This is a genomic window from Exiguobacterium sp. s143, from assembly GCF_018618895.1.
GTDB lineage: Bacteria > Bacillota > Bacilli > Exiguobacteriales > Exiguobacteriaceae > Exiguobacterium_A > Exiguobacterium_A abrahamii.
Map to the genome: position 1 here is coordinate 38,423 of NZ_JACSMX010000007.1, position 15,967 is coordinate 54,389.

Annotated in this window: 26 protein-coding genes; 25 read left to right on the forward strand and 1 reads right to left on the reverse strand. The window is 48.2% G+C overall.

Annotated elements, in window-relative coordinates:
• The first annotated feature begins 3 nt into the window (after positions 1-3).
• The 22 genes from rpsN (at position 4) to rpsI (ending at position 12,738) form a co-directional block, all read left to right on the forward strand.
• Positions 4-273, forward strand: a complete 270-nt coding sequence (gene rpsN, locus KNQ03_RS16200; RefSeq protein ID WP_023466636.1) for a 30S ribosomal protein S14 — start codon at positions 4-6, stop codon at positions 271-273.
• Positions 274-304: 31 nt separating this feature from the next.
• The gene (rpsH, locus tag KNQ03_RS16205) at positions 305-703 is read left to right on the forward strand and encodes a 30S ribosomal protein S8 (RefSeq protein WP_012369023.1); all 399 of its coding nucleotides are present in this window, start codon (positions 305-307) and stop codon (positions 701-703) included.
• Positions 704-734: 31 nt separating this feature from the next.
• A complete protein-coding gene (gene rplF, locus KNQ03_RS16210) occupies positions 735-1,271 on the forward strand; it encodes a 50S ribosomal protein L6 (protein ID WP_023466637.1) in 537 nt (178 codons plus the stop codon).
• Positions 1,272-1,308: 37 nt separating this feature from the next.
• Positions 1,309-1,659 carry a 50S ribosomal protein L18 gene (rplR, locus tag KNQ03_RS16215; RefSeq protein WP_023466638.1) on the forward strand — a complete coding sequence of 117 codons (351 nt, stop codon included), beginning with the start codon at positions 1,309-1,311 and terminating at the stop codon, positions 1,657-1,659.
• A 22-nt stretch (positions 1,660-1,681) separates the two neighbouring features.
• Complete coding sequence (gene rpsE / locus KNQ03_RS16220; protein WP_023466639.1) at positions 1,682-2,182, forward strand: 30S ribosomal protein S5; 501 nt, start codon at positions 1,682-1,684, stop codon at positions 2,180-2,182.
• Positions 2,183-2,200: 18 nt separating this feature from the next.
• Positions 2,201-2,386, forward strand: coding sequence for a 50S ribosomal protein L30 (gene rpmD, locus KNQ03_RS16225; RefSeq protein WP_023466640.1), 186 nt, complete (start codon positions 2,201-2,203; stop codon positions 2,384-2,386).
• Between the two features lie 35 nt (positions 2,387-2,421).
• Positions 2,422-2,862: a 50S ribosomal protein L15 gene (gene rplO / locus KNQ03_RS16230; protein WP_035399353.1), complete on the forward strand. Its 441-nt coding sequence runs from the start codon at positions 2,422-2,424 to the stop codon at positions 2,860-2,862.
• Positions 2,862-4,151: a preprotein translocase subunit SecY gene (secY, locus tag KNQ03_RS16235; protein ID WP_023466642.1), complete on the forward strand. Its 1,290-nt coding sequence runs from the start codon at positions 2,862-2,864 to the stop codon at positions 4,149-4,151. Before rplO ends, secY begins: the two co-directional genes overlap by 1 nt.
• Positions 4,152-4,222: 71 nt before the next feature.
• Positions 4,223-4,870 carry an adenylate kinase gene (locus tag KNQ03_RS16240; RefSeq protein WP_023466643.1) on the forward strand — a complete coding sequence of 216 codons (648 nt, stop codon included), beginning with the start codon at positions 4,223-4,225 and terminating at the stop codon, positions 4,868-4,870.
• Positions 4,870-5,622, forward strand: a complete 753-nt coding sequence (gene map, locus KNQ03_RS16245; RefSeq protein WP_023466644.1) for a type I methionyl aminopeptidase — start codon at positions 4,870-4,872, stop codon at positions 5,620-5,622. Before KNQ03_RS16240 ends, map begins: the two co-directional genes overlap by 1 nt.
• A 149-nt stretch (positions 5,623-5,771) precedes the next feature.
• Positions 5,772-5,990: a translation initiation factor IF-1 gene (infA, locus tag KNQ03_RS16250; RefSeq protein ID WP_012369032.1), complete on the forward strand. Its 219-nt coding sequence runs from the start codon at positions 5,772-5,774 to the stop codon at positions 5,988-5,990.
• Between the two features lie 33 nt (positions 5,991-6,023).
• A complete protein-coding gene (gene rpmJ, locus KNQ03_RS16255) occupies positions 6,024-6,137 on the forward strand; it encodes a 50S ribosomal protein L36 (RefSeq protein WP_003156543.1) in 114 nt (37 codons plus the stop codon).
• A 20-nt stretch (positions 6,138-6,157) separates the two neighbouring features.
• On the forward strand, positions 6,158-6,523 hold the full coding sequence (gene rpsM / locus KNQ03_RS16260; protein ID WP_023466646.1) for a 30S ribosomal protein S13: 366 nt from the start codon (positions 6,158-6,160) through the stop codon (positions 6,521-6,523).
• Positions 6,524-6,539: 16 nt separating this feature from the next.
• Positions 6,540-6,935, forward strand: a complete 396-nt coding sequence (rpsK, locus tag KNQ03_RS16265; RefSeq protein WP_023466647.1) for a 30S ribosomal protein S11 — start codon at positions 6,540-6,542, stop codon at positions 6,933-6,935.
• Positions 6,936-7,072: 137 nt separating this feature from the next.
• Complete coding sequence (locus KNQ03_RS16270) at positions 7,073-8,017, forward strand: DNA-directed RNA polymerase subunit alpha (RefSeq protein ID WP_023466648.1); 945 nt, start codon at positions 7,073-7,075, stop codon at positions 8,015-8,017.
• A gap of 33 nt (positions 8,018-8,050) precedes the next feature.
• Positions 8,051-8,422, forward strand: coding sequence for a 50S ribosomal protein L17 (gene rplQ / locus KNQ03_RS16275; protein ID WP_023466649.1), 372 nt, complete (start codon positions 8,051-8,053; stop codon positions 8,420-8,422).
• A gap of 98 nt (positions 8,423-8,520) precedes the next feature.
• Entirely contained in the window at positions 8,521-9,351 is an 831-nt protein-coding gene (locus KNQ03_RS16280; RefSeq protein WP_029343095.1) for an energy-coupling factor ABC transporter ATP-binding protein, read from the forward strand.
• The gene (locus KNQ03_RS16285; protein WP_149426606.1) at positions 9,339-10,193 is read left to right on the forward strand and encodes an energy-coupling factor transporter ATPase; all 855 of its coding nucleotides are present in this window, start codon (positions 9,339-9,341) and stop codon (positions 10,191-10,193) included. Before KNQ03_RS16280 ends, KNQ03_RS16285 begins: the two co-directional genes overlap by 13 nt.
• On the forward strand, positions 10,190-10,981 hold the full coding sequence (locus KNQ03_RS16290) for an energy-coupling factor transporter transmembrane component T family protein (protein ID WP_149426607.1): 792 nt from the start codon (positions 10,190-10,192) through the stop codon (positions 10,979-10,981). The genes KNQ03_RS16285 and KNQ03_RS16290 overlap by 4 nt, the downstream gene beginning before the upstream one ends.
• Positions 10,981-11,715, forward strand: coding sequence for a tRNA pseudouridine(38-40) synthase TruA (gene truA, locus KNQ03_RS16295; protein ID WP_149426608.1), 735 nt, complete (start codon positions 10,981-10,983; stop codon positions 11,713-11,715). Before KNQ03_RS16290 ends, truA begins: the two co-directional genes overlap by 1 nt.
• Before the next feature lie 168 nt (positions 11,716-11,883).
• Complete coding sequence (gene rplM / locus KNQ03_RS16300; protein ID WP_023466654.1) at positions 11,884-12,321, forward strand: 50S ribosomal protein L13; 438 nt, start codon at positions 11,884-11,886, stop codon at positions 12,319-12,321.
• A 24-nt stretch (positions 12,322-12,345) separates the two neighbouring features.
• Positions 12,346-12,738: a 30S ribosomal protein S9 gene (rpsI, locus tag KNQ03_RS16305; protein WP_023466655.1), complete on the forward strand. Its 393-nt coding sequence runs from the start codon at positions 12,346-12,348 to the stop codon at positions 12,736-12,738.
• Between the two features lie 93 nt (positions 12,739-12,831).
• Here the strand turns inward: rpsI and KNQ03_RS16310 are convergent, their stop codons facing one another.
• Positions 12,832-13,119: a hypothetical protein gene (locus KNQ03_RS16310; RefSeq protein ID WP_214725591.1), complete on the reverse strand. Its 288-nt coding sequence runs from the start codon at positions 13,117-13,119 to the stop codon at positions 12,832-12,834.
• Positions 13,120-13,215: 96 nt separating this feature from the next.
• On the opposite strand from KNQ03_RS16310, the gene KNQ03_RS16315 reads away from it, so the two are divergent.
• The 3 genes from KNQ03_RS16315 (at position 13,216) to KNQ03_RS16325 (ending at position 15,647) form a co-directional block, all read left to right on the forward strand.
• A complete protein-coding gene (locus tag KNQ03_RS16315) occupies positions 13,216-13,866 on the forward strand; it encodes a M15 family metallopeptidase (protein WP_214725593.1) in 651 nt (216 codons plus the stop codon).
• 144 nt (positions 13,867-14,010) lie between these two features.
• Positions 14,011-15,042, forward strand: a complete 1,032-nt coding sequence (locus KNQ03_RS16320) for an Mrp/NBP35 family ATP-binding protein (RefSeq protein ID WP_023466657.1) — start codon at positions 14,011-14,013, stop codon at positions 15,040-15,042.
• A 2-nt stretch (positions 15,043-15,044) separates the two neighbouring features.
• Entirely contained in the window at positions 15,045-15,647 is a 603-nt protein-coding gene (locus tag KNQ03_RS16325) for a KinB-signaling pathway activation protein (protein ID WP_058266102.1), read from the forward strand.
• Positions 15,648-15,967 lie beyond the last annotated feature (320 nt).

A 15,967-nucleotide genomic window follows, 5' to 3' on the forward strand; every position in this document is an offset into this window, starting at 1 on the left:
AACATGGCTAAGAAATCAATGATCGCACGTGAAGTAAAACGTCAAGCACTCGTTGAGCGCTACGCTGAAAAACGCGCAGAATTGAAAGCACAAGGCGACTACATCGGCTTGAGCAAACTCCCACGTAACTCTTCAGCGGTTCGTTTACACAACCGTTGTAGTATCACTGGCCGTCCACACGGTTACATTGGTAAATTCGGTATCAGCCGTATTAAGTTCCGTGATCTTGCTCATAAAGGTCAAATCCCTGGTGTTAAAAAAGCAAGCTGGTAATTCATTAAAGTTGTGAAAGGAGGTACATCGCATGGTTATGACAGATCCGATTGCAGATATGCTTACACGCATTCGTAATGCAAACATGGTTCGCCATGAGAAGTTGGAAATGCCAGCTTCTACAATCAAACGTGAAGTCGCTGAAATCCTCAAACGTGAAGGTTTCATCCGCGATGTTGAATATCTCGAGGACAGCAAACAAGGTACGCTCCGCGTATTCCTTAAATACGGCGCAAGCAACGAGCGCGTCATCACTGGACTCAAACGTATCTCGAAACCAGGTCTTCGCGTTTACGCGAAAGCTGATGAAATCCCGAAAGTACTCGGTGGTCTCGGAATCGCTATCGTTTCAACATCTAAAGGTGTAATGACTGATAAAGAAGCTCGCCAACAAAAAGTCGGCGGCGAAGTGATCGCATACATCTGGTAATACACGCATAAAAAGAACGGAGGTGTCTTAAATGTCACGTATTGGTAAAAAGCCAGTCGTCATCCCAGCAGGCGTTACAGTAACAGTTGAAAACAACACGGTTACGGTAAAAGGTCCTAAAGGGGAACTCTCACGCGAGTTCAGCCCAGCTATGGCGATCAACGTAGAAGGTAATGAATTGACTGTCACTCGTCCGAACGACGAGAAAGCAAGCCGTACGATCCACGGAACGACTCGTGCGCTTATCGCGAACATGGTCGAAGGTGTAAGCAACGGTTTCGCTAAGACACTCGATATCCAAGGTGTTGGTTACCGTGCACAAAAGCAAGGTAACAAAATCGTACTCAACCTCGGTTACTCACACCCAATCGAGTACACTCCGGAACAAGGCATCGAAGTCGAAGTTCCTACGAATACGCAACTCATCGTTCGCGGAATCAGCAAAGAACGTGTTGGTCACGTCGCTGCATTGATCCGTTCGTACCGTCAACCTGAGCCGTACAAAGGTAAAGGTATTCGTTACAGTGATGAAGTCGTTCGTCGTAAAGAAGGTAAAACAGGTAAGTAATTCGCGAATGCGAATTGACCGGAAAGGAGTGGCATAAATGATCTCAAAGGCAGATAAAAACGCTACGCGTAAAAAACGTCATGGTCGTGTCCGTCGTACAATCATCGGGACTGCAACACGTCCACGTATGAACGTATTCCGTTCGAACAAGAACATTTACGTACAAGTCATTGACGATGCAACACATGCAACACTCGCATCTGCATCATCACTCGACCTTGAAAAAGGCAACACGACTGACGCTGCGGCAGCAGTTGGTAAGCTCGCAGCTGAGCGCGCTCTTGAAAAAGGTATCGAAACAGTCGTTTTCGACCGTGGAGGATATCTCTATCATGGACGTATCAAAGCTGTAGCTGAAGCAGCTCGTGAAGCTGGTCTCAAATTCTAATAGAAAAGGAGGGAACCTCTACATGCGCCAGTTAGAAATTAACATGGATCAACTCGAAGAACGCGTTGTTACCGTAAACCGCGTCGCGAAAGTAGTAAAAGGTGGCCGTCGCTTCCGTTTTGCTGCCCTCGTCGTCGTTGGTGACAAGAATGGTCACGTAGGTTTCGGTACGGGTAAAGCTCAGGAAGTGCCTGAAGCGATCCGTAAAGCAATCGAAGATGCTAAGAAAAACATGGTTAACGTTCCAATCGTTAACACAACAATTCCACACGAAGTCAACGGTGTATTCGGTGCAGGTCACGTCTTCTTGAAGCCTGCTTCTGAAGGTACTGGAGTCATCGCTGGTGGTCCAGTTCGTGCGGTTCTCGAATTAGCGGGAATCAACGACATTCTTTCAAAATCACTTGGATCAAGCACTCCAATCAACATGGTTCGTGCGACTGTCGAAGGTCTCACATCACTCAAACGTGCTGAAGAAGTTGCGAAACTCCGCGGTAAAACCGTCGAAGAACTTCGCGGTTAAGAAAGGGAGGGAAAACAGATGGCGAAACTCGCAGTTACCCTCACACGCAGCATGATCGGTCGTCCGGAGAACCAACGCGTTACTACTCGTACGCTTGGTCTCCGTAAGATGCACCAGACTGTTGTCGTACCTGACAACGCTGCTATGCGTGGGATGATTAACCACGTGTCACACTTAGTGACAGTAAAAGAAATTCAAGAGTAATAGTTCGATATAATTTTATGAGGAGGTGCCCCACTATGAAACTCCATGAATTGAAACCAGCTGCTGGTTCACGTTCAGAACGCAACCGTGTAGGTCGCGGTATGTCTTCTGGTAACGGTAAGACTTCTGGCCGTGGTCACAAAGGTCAAAAAGCTCGTTCAGGCGGTGGTGTTCGTCCAGGTTTCGAAGGTGGACAAAACCCACTTTACCGTCGTTTACCAAAACGCGGCTTCAACAACCCAACTCGTAAAGAGTTCGCGGTCATTAACCTTGACACACTCAACCGTTTTGAAGAAGGAACTGAAGTCACTCCAGAACTTCTTGTCGAGACTCGTGCAGTCAAAGGCATGAAAGACGGCGTGAAAATTCTTTCTAACGGTAAGATCGAAAAGAAACTAACAGTCAAAGCTCATAAGTTCTCCGACGCTGCGAAGCAAGCAATCGAAGCTGCCGGCGGTACGGTTGAGGTGATCTAATGTTTCAAGCGATCTCCAATATGTGGCGCGTAGCTGACATTCGTCGGCGCATTCTCTTTACCTTGGCATTGGTTATCGTGTTCCGGATTGGAGCACATATCCCGGTGCCGATGGTAAACACGGAAGTGTTCAAGATTGACCAGAATGGTATTCTTGGTTTCTTGAACTCGTTCGGCGGGAATGCTTTGCAGAATTTCTCACTCTTTGCGATGGGAATCATGCCGTATATCACGGCCTCGATCGTTGTCCAACTCTTACAGATGGACGTTGTTCCAAAGTTTGCCGAATGGGCAAAACAAGGAGAGGCGGGCCGTAAGAAGTTAGCAACGGTAACGCGCTATGGAACGATCGTACTCGGCTTAGTCCAAGCGTTTGGAATCGCGCTTGGATTTAACCGTATCTACCCAGGTCTTGTCGACGAACAGTTCGGCACCTGGACATACGTTATGATTGCACTCGTATTGACAGCGGGAACAGCATTCTTGATGTTCATCGGTGAACTCATCACGGAGAAGGGCATTGGTAACGGGATATCAATGATCATCTTCGCTGGGATCGTCGCGGGCTTCCCGAATGCATTCCGCCAGATTTACGAAACGAAGCTCCAAAATGCAGGGGATGCTTTGTTTGTAAACGTGCTTTATATCGTACTCTTGCTTTTAATCATCATTGCGGTCATCGTCGGAGTCATCTATGTTCAGCAAGCTGCACGTAAGATTCCGATTCAGTACGCTAAGCGTACGGTGAACCGGACACCAGTTGGCGGTCAATCGGCACACTTGCCGATTAAATTGAACGCTGCCGGTGTTATTCCAGTCATCTTCGCGGTGTCGTTCATGGTGACGCCACCAACGATTGCGAGTTTCTTTGCAAGTCCGGAGACGGCAACGAAGATCCGTGACATTTTCGACTATACGAGTCCAATCGGTATGTCGATCTATGTGGCACTGATCATCGCGTTCTCGTACTTCTACACATTCGTTCAGGTTAACCCGGAACAAATGGCAGAGAACCTTCAAAAACAAGGCGGATACATTCCTGGTATTCGTCCTGGTAAGCAAACGGAGCAGTACATCACGAAGATTCTATACCGTCTGACATTCTTCGGTTCACTCTTCCTCGCTGTCATCGCGGTGACGCCGACATTCTTTATTAAGTTTGCTGGCTTACCGAACTCGGTGCAGATTGGTGGAACGAGCTTGTTGATCGTCATCGGTGTAGGACTAGAGACGATGAAACAGATTGAAAGTCAATTGGTTAAACGACACTACAAAGGCTTTATCCGATAAGGCGGGAGGAAGGGGACCATCCCTTTCCTTTCTGTTGTGTCTATAGAGCTATAGAAGTGGAGGCTACCGACATGAATCTAGTATTGATGGGTTTGCCGGGTGCTGGTAAAGGAACGCAGGCTGCGAAAATCATCGAAGACTATGCGATCCCCCACATCTCGACAGGAGACATGTTCCGCGCGGCGATCAAAGATTCAACGCCACTCGGACAAGAAGCGAAATCATACATGGATAAAGGGGAACTCGTTCCGGACGAAGTCACAATCGGCATCGTACGTGAGCGTCTCGCCAAAGAAGACTGTGCAAATGGTTTTCTCCTTGACGGTTTCCCACGCACAGTGAAACAAGCAGATGCTCTTGAAGCATTACTTGAAGATCTGGGCAAACAAATTGATCACGTCATCCACATCGGTGTAGACCCGGAGAAACTTGTCCCTCGTTTGACAGGTCGCCGGATTTGCCCAACTTGCGGAGCAACGTATCATGTTCTCTACAACCCACCAAAAGTGGAGGGGATCTGTGATATCGACGGATCAGCACTTGTACAACGTGAAGATGACCAAGAGGAGACAGTACGTCGTCGCTTGGAAGTCAACGTCGCTCAAGCGCAACCTTTGATTGACTTTTACGCAGAAAAAGGGTATCTTCGTAATTTGGACGGTGATCGTCCAATCAACGATGTATATTCCGATGTTCAGGCACTCCTTGGTGATCAGTAATGATCATCACGAAAGCGCCGCGTGAAATCGACATCATGCGTAAAGCAGGACAAATCGTCGCCCGGACGCATAAGGAGCTTCAAGCTCACATTCGCCCAGGTATCACGACGGGGCAACTCGACGCGATCGCTGAACGCTATATTCGAAGTCAAGGGGCAACACCATCGTTTAAAGGGTATAATGGTTTCACGGGTAGCATCTGTGCTTCCGTGAACGAAGAGCTTGTCCATGGTATTCCGGGAGATCGTGTACTTCAGGACGGTGACATCATCTCGATTGACATCGGAGCAGAGTACAATGGGTATCACGGAGATTCAGCCTGGACATATCCGGTAGGTACAATCTCTGAAGAGACGAAGCGGTTACTTGACGTAACTGAAGAATCTCTGTATAAAGGATTGGAGCGCGCCAAAGCTGGCGTGCACCTGACAGATATTTCGCATGCGATTCAGTCACATGTTGAAGCTGCGAATTTTTCTGTAGTCCGCGAATATGTGGGCCACGGCGTGGGACAAAATTTGCATGAAGATCCGCAAATTCCACATTATGGACCACCGGGGAAAGGGCCGCGCCTGAAAACCGGCATGACACTGGCAATTGAGCCAATGGTCAACGTCGGGAAACGCTATGTTCGCACACTATCCGACAATTGGACGGTAGTGACGGTGGACGGTAGCATGTGCGCCCACTTTGAGCACACCATCGCCATCACAGACGACGGCTACGAGATCTTAACGGTCGATGCAGAGTGAGCTGTGCGCGTTATTGGTGTCACCTTTCTATAAGCCAGTATCCACTCGTGTTTGTGACCGATGATCTCTCAATGGCTCTTGTAGAAAGCCCCTAGCGCTACAAATCGTCTGGGCTCCCAATCAACTTTATAGAGAAAGGGGTATAATTGATGGCGAAACAAGATGTAATCGAAGTGGAAGGTACGGTTATCGAGCCGCTTCCAAACGCGATGTTTAAGGTGGAGTTAGAAAACGGCCACACGGTCCTCGCGCACGTCTCAGGAAAAATTCGGATGCACTTCATTCGGATCTTGCCAGGAGATAAAGTAACGGTTGAGTTGTCACCATACGACTTGACTCGCGGACGGATCACATACCGTTTCAAATAAAAACTCCGATTTTTTCAGGAGGAGGTATTCACAATGAAAGTAAGACCTTCGGTTAAACCGATCTGTGAAAAATGTAAAGTTATCCGCCGTAAAGGCAAAGTAATGGTTATTTGCGAAAACCCTAAGCATAAACAAAAACAAGGGTAATTAAACAAGGAGGTGCACACATGGCACGTATTGCTGGTGTAGATATTCCACGTGAGAAACGCATCGTCATCTCACTCACTTACATCTATGGTGTTGGTAAAACGACTGCTCAAAAAGTCTTGAAAGAAACTGGTATCTCTGAAGATACTCGTACTCGCGACTTGACTGAGGAACAATTGAACCAACTTCGTGATGGTTTAGACAAAATCAAAGTTGAGGGTGACCTTCGTCGTGAAATCTCACTCAACATCAAACGTTTGATCGAAATCGGTTGCTACCGTGGTGTTCGTCACCGTCGTGGTCTTCCAGTTCGTGGTCAAAACACTAAAAACAACTCGCGTACTCGTAAAGGCCCACGCCGTACAGTAGCGAACAAGAAGAAGTAAGGGAGGGTAAACTAAGATGGCAAAACGCAAACAGAACGTTCGTAGTAAACGTAAAGTCAAAAAGAATATTGAATCTGGTATCGTGCATATCCGTTCAACATTCAACAACACGATCGTTACGATCACTGATATGCAAGGGAATGCAATCTCTTGGGCAACTGCAGGTAACATGGGCTTCAAAGGCTCACGTAAATCGACTCCTTTCGCTGCACAAATGGCATCTGAAACAGCTGCTAAAACAGCAATGGATAACGGTATGCGTACTGTAGAAGTTAACGTTAAAGGTCCTGGTGCAGGTCGTGAAGCAGCTATCCGTGCTCTTCAAGCAATCGGTCTCGAAGTCACTGCAATCCGTGACGTTACTCCAGTACCACACAACGGTTGCCGCCCTCCAAAACGTCGTCGCGTGTAACCCGTCTTGTACTGCAGAGCGGGGATTCGAGTAGACTTTTGTTGATCGTTTGACCAAGCAAGGCAGTAGAAACGTACACAAGGCGGTTGGCGATTGAACGCGATGGCCAACATGACGATATTCAAGGAGGGGTTCAGATGATCGAAATCGAAAAACCGAAGATTGAAACGATCGAGTTAAGCGAGAACGCTACGTTTGGTAAATTCGTAGTTGAGCCGCTTGAGCGTGGATTCGGTACAACGCTTGGTAACTCATTGCGTCGTATCCTATTGTCTTCACTTCCGGGTGCTGCAGTCACTGCAGTCCAAATCGATGGCGTTCTTCATGAGTTCTCGACGATTGATGGCGTTGTAGAAGACGTTACCCAAATCATCTTGAACCTTAAGAAACTCGCCCTCAAAGTGTACTCGGAAGAAGAGAAAACGCTTGAGATCGATATTCAAGGCGCTGGTGTTGTCACTGCTGCGAACATTACGCATGACAGCGACGTCGAAATCCTCAACCCAGAACTTCACATCGCAACGCTTGCAGAAGGTGCATCACTTCATATGCGTCTTACAGCACGCCGTGGTCGTGGGTATGTTCAGGCTGAAGATAACAAACGGGACGATATGCCAATCGGTGTAATCCCAATCGACTCGATTTACACGCCAATTCAACGTGTAAATTATCAAGTTGAAAAAACACGTGTCGGTCAAGATGCGAGCTTCGATAAGTTGACGCTAGATGTTTGGACGGACGGTTCAATCCGCCCTGAAGAAGCAGTGTCACTCGGTGCGAAAATCATGACAGAACACTTAAACATCTTTGTTGGTCTTACGGACGAAGCGCTCCATGCTGAAATCATGGTCGAAAAGGAAGAAGATCAAAAAGAAAAAGTACTCGAAATGACGATCGAAGAACTCGATCTCTCAGTTCGTTCGTACAACTGTTTGAAACGCGCTGGTATCAACACGGTTCAAGAACTCGCGAACAAGAGCGAAGACGAGATGATGAAAGTCCGTAACCTCGGACGTAAATCACTCGAGGAAGTTCAAGCGAAACTCGACGAACTCGGACTAGGCTTGCGCAAAGAAGACTAATACTATTAATTGCACGAAGGAGGGAATCCATCCATGGCATACTCGAAATTAGGCCGTACAAGCTCACAACGTAAGGCACTTTTGCGTGACCTTGCGACTGATCTCATCATCAATGAGCGTATCCAAACTACAGAACAAAAAGCGAAGGAACTTCGTCCAGTCGTAGAGAAACTTATCACTTTAGGTAAACGCGGTGATCTCCACGCTCGTCGTCAAGTTGCATCGTTCGTTCGCCGTGAAGCTGCTGGTCAAAACGCAGAGGGCAAAGCACAAGACGCGATCCAAAAATTATTCGCTGATGTGGCTCCACGTTTTGCTGAGCGTCAAGGTGGTTACACACGCATCATGAAAATGGGACCACGTCGTGGTGACGGCGCAGAAATGGTCATCATCGAACTCGTTTAATCCTCATTAAATGATTCGCCATAAAAGGGCAGTGCGTATCCCGCTTCTGCCCTTTTGCTACAAAATGAAAGTATTGATTTGATGAAGGAGGAGAGATCATGGACAAGCTGATTGAACTGGAACAGGTCACCTATCGGTATCCGGAACAGGAGCAAGCAGCCCTACACGAGGTCTCTCTGACGATTCGTTCAGGTGAATGGGTCGCCATCGTTGGTCACAACGGCTCTGGAAAATCAACGCTGACGAAATTGTTTAATGGATTGTTGTTACCGGAGACAGGGACCGTTACGGTTGCTGAGCGCTTTTCAAGTGCGAATCCGGAGCAACTGTGGGAGATGCGCCGAGCAATCGGCATCGTCTTCCAAAATCCAGATAATCAATTCGTTGGCACGACCGTGCGCGACGACGTGGCATTTGCTCTAGAAAACTGGGGTGTGCCACGCGAGGAAATGGTTCGTCGTATCGACGACAGTCTAGCGCGCGTTGGCCTTACGGATTTTGTTGATCGGGAACCCCATCAACTATCCGGCGGACAGAAGCAGCGTGTCGCAATCGCTTCGGCGCTTGCGATGCGCCCTGATGTTCTCGTGCTCGATGAAGCTACATCGATGCTTGATCCATTAGCACGACAAGAGGTCATGTCGACCGTTCAGGAACTCCATGCGACTCACCCAATGGCGGTCATCGCGATTACACACGAATTAGACGAAGTATTACGGGCTAGTCGTGTCATCGTCATGGATGCCGGGAAAATCGTATTAGAAGGATCCCCTCAGGAAGTCTTTCGTCATGCATCGTTCTTAGAAGACATCGGACTCGATGTTCCATTCGTTGTTCGGGTACAAGAACGTTTACGGGCGCAAGGTCTCTCACTCGAGGAGACGATACTAGATGAAAGAGAATTGGTGAACCGTTTATGCCAATCTTAATCCAGGAATTAAATTATACGTATCAACTCAATAGTCCGTTCGAACGAGTCGCGCTACGTGATGTGAATCTTGAGATTCCGTCAGGGGCGCTTGTTGCGTTTGTAGGGCATACCGGATCCGGGAAATCGACGCTCGTGCAGCACATCAATGGGTTGCTCAAGCCGACAGCGGGGAAGGTACAAGTCGATGACATCATCGTCGAACCGAAGAAAAAACAAGACCTCAAGCCATTAAGACGTCGCGTCGGGCTTGTTTTTCAATATCCGGAATATCAATTGTTCGAAGAGACGGTCTTAAAGGATGTCATGTTCGGTCCGATGAACTTCGGTCATGACGCCGCGAAGGCTGAGCAATTAGCGAAAGAGGCATTACGGACTGTCGGACTCGATGAAGTCTTTTGGAGTCGTTCGCCGTTTGACCTGTCTGGTGGGCAAATGAGGCGTGTTGCAATTGCCGGCGTACTCGCTAGTCAACCAGACGTGTTGATCGTCGATGAGCCGACGGCAGGACTCGATCCGCAAGGGCGCAAGCATATGCTGAGTCTATTTGCCCGGCTCCATGCAGAGACCGGTATGACGTTGCTCCTGATCACGCACGACATGGATCAGGTGCTTGAGTATGCCGAGCGTGTCATCGTCATGGAAGACGCCCAGGTGGCGTTTGACGGGCTACCGCTTGATCTGTTTAAAGAAGAGACATTGCTCGAGCAATTCCACCTCGATCTCCCGCACGTCCTATCGCTTGCTTGGCAAGTCGCTGATCGGCGTGGATTGCAACGACCGGAGATCCGGACGGAGACCGAATTGATCGAGTGGTTGATGACGAAAGGGGTGAGCGAATGATCGTCGGACAACATATTCCCGGTCAGTCGTACTTGCACCGGTCGTCGGCACTTGCGAAGATCATCTTTGCTTTCTGCTTCATTCCGCTCGTCTTTCTCGCGAACAATGCAGCAACGAACATCTTTTTACTCATCTTTACGTTCTTAGCACTCATGAGTAGTCGGTTACCACTTCGTTATGTTCTAAAGGGACTGCGACCGATTCTTTTCCTGATCGTCTTTACGTTCGTCATCCAGCTGTTCTTCACACGCGAAGGGGCTGTCCTCTTTGAGTTCGGCTGGCTTCGGATCTATGAAGAAGGACTGCGACTCGCGATCATCGTCTCATTACGTTTCTTCTATCTTGTCTCGATCACGACACTCGTCACGCTGACGACCTCACCGATCGAATTGACAGATGCGATTGAGTTGTTGTTAAAGCCGTTCAAGGTCGTCCGTGTTCCAACGCATGAGATCGCGCTCATGTTATCGATCTCGCTACGGTTCTTACCAACCTTAGCGGAGGAGACGGAGAAAATCATGAAGGCACAGCAAGCACGTGGTGTTGATTTATCGGCAGGACCGATCAAGGAACGTTTACGGGCGATCATTCCGTTATTGATTCCGTTGTTCATCTCCGCCTTTAAGCGGGCAGAGGATCTTGCGACAGCAATGGAAGCGCGGGGATACCGTGGAGGAGAGGGACGGACACGCTTACGGGAGTCCAAGTGGACGATGCGGGATACAGGTCTGATCATCCTACTCGTCCTCCTAACGATCAGTTTAGTAGGATTGCGAGGGATCGGTTAATGCGTCGTTTAAAATGTACGATTCAGTATGACGGAACCGGCTACGCCGGGTATCAGGTGCAACCAAACGGATTGACGATTCAAGAAGTAATTGAAACGACACTTGCGCGGATGCACAAACATCCCGTCAAGATCATCGGGTCGGGACGGACGGATGCGAGGGTGCATGCCTACGGGCAAGTCATTCATTTTGATACGGAACTAGCGATTCCACCGGAGAACGTCGTCAAGGCACTGAATACGCTCTTACCAGCGGATATTCGTGTCCGGAGCTGCGAGGAGGTCGAACCGACCTTTGAAGCGCGTTACGATGTCGTAGGGAAGGAATACCGCTATTTCGTCCGCCGCGAAGAAAATGCGTTTCGTCGGAATCTATCGGTTCATATTCCGTATCCGCTCGATCTCGAGCTCATCCGTCAAGGGATGGCACATCTCGTCGGCACGCACGATTTCAGTTCGTTCTGTGTCGCGAAGACGGAAACGGATAACCGAGTCCGGACGATTTACGAGGCAGAGTTGATGACAGTCGGTGACGAACTCGTCTTTCGGTTCCAGGGCAGTGGGTTTCTCTATAATCAAATCCGGATTATGGTCGGGACGTTACTTGACGTCGGACGCGGTCGTTTTGCACCAGAGGACATAAAAAAAATGTTGCTGGCAAAGGACCGGAACGTCGCAGGCGTGACAGCGCCTCCCCATGGACTCTATCTATGGGAAGTTTTCTATCCGGAGTGAAAAAAGGCAATTGACATTGGCTATTAAAAAACATACAATGTTTATTGGCATTTCATTTATTATGAAACCACAATCTTAGCCCCGTACACCTAAGATTATGATAGATTCACCTAGTGAATAAATGAAAAATCAAAAACAGAACTTTTAATTCCTTAGGAGGTATTTTACATGCGCACAACTTTCATGGCGAAAGCTACTGATGTAGAACGCAAATGGCTCCTTATCGACGCTGAAGGTAAAACACTCGGTCGCCTTGCGAGCGAAGTTTCATCACTTCTCCGTGGTAAGCACAAGCCTACGTTCACACCACACGTTGACTGTGGGGATAACGTTATCCTCATCAACGTTGAGAAAATCGTTTTAACTGGTAACAAACTCGATAAAAAAGTCTACTACCGTCACTCTGGTCATCCAGGCGGCTTAAAGCAGACTGTTGCACGCGATATGCTTGCTAACAAACCTGAGCGCATGCTTGAACTCGCGATCAAAGGGATGCTTCCAAAAGGTAGCCTCGGTCGTCAAATGTTCAACAAACTCCACGTCTACGCTGGAGCTGCACACAAGCACGAAGCACAACAACCAGAAGTTTACGAACTTCGCGGTTAATACGAATTTAGGAGGAACTACACGATGGCAGATGTACGTTACTACGGCACTGGTCGCCGGAAACACGCGGCAGCGCGCGTTTTCCTCGTTGCTGGAGACGGTAAAGTCACAGTTAACGGTCGCGATATCAGCGAATACTTCGGTTATGAGACATTGATCATGACTGCAAAAGAACCACTCGTAATCACAGAAACAGAAGGCAAGTACGATGTAATCGTAACGGTCAAAGGCGGCGGCTTCACTGGTCAAGCAGGCGCTATCCGTCACGGTATCTCACGTGCTCTTCTTCAAGCGGATCCAGAATTCCGCGGCGCACTCAAAGCGAAAGGCTTCTTGACTCGTGATGCTCGTATGAAAGAGCGTAAAAAATACGGTCTTAAAGCAGCTCGTCGTGCACCACAATTCTCGAAACGTTAATTCTTTTCGAATCCCTCTCACCCTTGTGGTGGGAGGTTTTTTTATGCACTAAAAAACCGCTCTCCTGACGAAGTGTCAGAACAGCGATTCAAGTCAAGTCGACGGAGTGGAGCGTAATCGGTGCAATATCGTCAGAAGAACGTAGAGGATGACGATCGTCAGCGGGATGCTCCAAACAAAGAGAGATTGTATGAATTGGGTAGGTGTATGTGCCGTCGCTTGACCGACATGTCCTGTAAAAGAGGTTTCTTCACTTAAGACGGTTGCATTGTCCGGTAACTTCGTCTCGGTAGCGACAGTCGGTTGCAGCGTCAGATACAGGACGAAGCTAAGATGTAAGAGACAGGTGACGCCAAGTGTCCAAATGATGCGTTTTTTCATAGGATGCTCCTTTTGATATGAGTTAAAATCATTCTGCATTCCATAAGTATAGCGGATTTTGTTTTCGGGAACAGGAGACAAAGGGAGTGAGCATAGATGGCATTATCGATCAGCTGGTTACTCGAGCGAGCGAATCGGAAGTTGAATGCTTCGGGACTTTCGCGAGAAGTCGCCAAACGGACGCAAGAGGTCATTCGGGAGATGCATGCGCAAGGGATTTATGTAGGCGTCGCACAAGGGTACCGATCCATTGCAGAACAGAATCGGTTGTACGCACAGGGACGGACACTACCGGGACCAATCGTAACGAATGCACGTGGGGGACAATCCAATCATAACCGCGGCATTGCCGTCGACCTCTTTCAATATTCCAAAGACGGTACACAAGCGCTGTTTCGAAACGACCAAAGCTTTCAAAAGATTGTTGCTGCGATGAAACGACGTGGCTTTTCTTGGGGTGGGGACTGGACGAGCTTTAAGGATTATCCACACTTTGAATTACTAGGAGTGTCTGAAGAAACGACTAATCGCTCTCGTGCGATCGTTCCGTATCCAGGTCGTCCGTTATATCAAGGTGCAGCCAATATGAATCCGCGGGATATCGAACGGATCCAACGTGCAGTCAAAGCAACCGTGACTCAGCGCTTTGATGCAGAGACGGCTCAGAAGGTGCGTGCCTATCAAACACGTCAAGGACTTGATGTCGATGGTGTCGTGGGTCCTGGTACATGGAACCGAATGTTCTAAAACGAGCGAATGATCGAGTAAAATGATGAAAACCGACACTGGACATGGAAAAGTCATCCTTTCCGGTGTCGAAATGTGCAAGCGCTCTCTTATTTTTGTTATACTAATAGGGATTAAATCGAACGTTTTCAGGGGGAAGGCACTATGTTGAATGAACAAGAAATTCGCGAGGTAGTCGGAACGCTCGTCGATCCGACGATTGACCGCCCGCTTGCAGATACGAACGGCATTCGTGACGTCCGGATTAAAGGTGATTATGTCAGTCTGAAAATCGCTTTAGCACAATCCGGTTCTGGGGAGCAACTCGTGCTCCAACAGCAAATCGTCAAGGAACTGAAAGAAAAAGGATTCAAGACGGTGGGACTCCGTTTTGAGGCACTCGGTGATCACGGGATTCAAGCAGCTACGACACCATCAATTCTCAAACCAGAATCTGGTACGACGTTCATCGCGATCGCTTCTGGTAAAGGGGGCGTCGGGAAATCGACGGTTTCCGTTAACTTAGCAGTCGCCCTCGCACGAGCAGGGAAGAAGGTCGGTTTGATTGATGCCGATATCTACGGCTTTAGTGTTCCAGACATGATGGGAATCGAAACACGTCCGACTGTCGTGAACGACCGAATCGTTCCACCAGAACGCTTTGGCGTCAAGGTCATCTCAATGGGCTTCTTCGTCGAAGATAATGCACCAGTCATCTGGCGGGGACCAATGCTCGGGAAGATGCTCAACAACTTCTTCGCAGACGTCGAATGGGGCGATCTCGATTACTTGTTGCTTGATCTTCCACCGGGAACAGGGGATGTCGCACTCGATATTCATTCGATGCTCCCGAGCTGTCAGGAAGTCATCGTCACGACACCTCACGCAACAGCCGCTTTCGTTGCAGCACGAGCAGGAGCAATGGCAATTAAAACGAACCATCGTCTCCTCGGAATCGTCGAGAACATGGCGTACTTTGAAAGTAAAGTGACAGGCGAAAAAGAATATGTCTTCGGTAGTGGTGGCGGAGAGAGGTTGTCAGAAGCGTTAAAAACCGATATTCTAGCTAAGATTCCACTTGGACAACCATATGCGAATGATGCGGACTTCGCCCCATCGATCTATCGCGATGAACATCCATTTGAGACGTACTATAATGAACTCGCCACGCGTGTCATCGAAAAAGTAGAGGGATAAGAATGAAGATTAAAGGATTTTTGAAGCTGTTTTGGATGACGCTCCTAATCGGAACGCTCGCCGGCTTCGTGTTTAACTTGGTAGCAGAACCTGGATATATCCGAAATCAATCGATTAGCGGATATGTGACGGCTCTCTCCTACAGTAGTACGTGGACAGCCATCAGTTTGATGGGATTCTTCTCGTACTTGATCTTACATCGCGTCGGACTCGATTTATTCCGCGGCGCAAAGCTTTGGAATCGTGTCCAGGTCGTCTTGATCGCATTTGCACTATTTGATGGTGTTTATCTACGCGGATTAGCATACGGCTTTGATAAGACGAGCCTTTATATTGGTGAGATGGTCGTCTTGCTGTTAATAGCGTTCTTAGTAGCGCGGACGAAAGCACGGGAAACGAACTTCACAGCGTTCATTCCGACATTGTTCCTCATGACAGTCATCACGTTGATCGAATGGGTACCTGCTTTGCAGGCAACACAAGATAAGCGGATGTTATGGGCGGCACTTGCGACACTTTTAATCTGTAATGCGTATCAGATTCTAATGCTGCATCGCTTGCAAGAAAAGCCCGCTTCTCAAGGACAATCTCAAAAACAGGCGTAACGAAAAAGACCCGCGAACGGGTAGTGTTTTACCGGTTCAAGCGGGTCTATCTTTTTTCTAAAGTTTTTTTAGAAAAACAGTTGACGAAAAAAACAAGAGTTGATATATTAATACATGTCGCTGAGGCACACGCCAAACGCGAGCGTCACAGACGAAAAAAACTTCAAAAAAGTAATTGACATCACATATTACTTTACTGTAAGATTTAAAAGTCGTCAAATGACATATTGGACTTTGAAAACTGAACGATGAGGCAAAAATCGTATTCTACGGAATACAAAAACGAATGAAGCGCAAGCTTCGTCAATCGTGACTTCGGT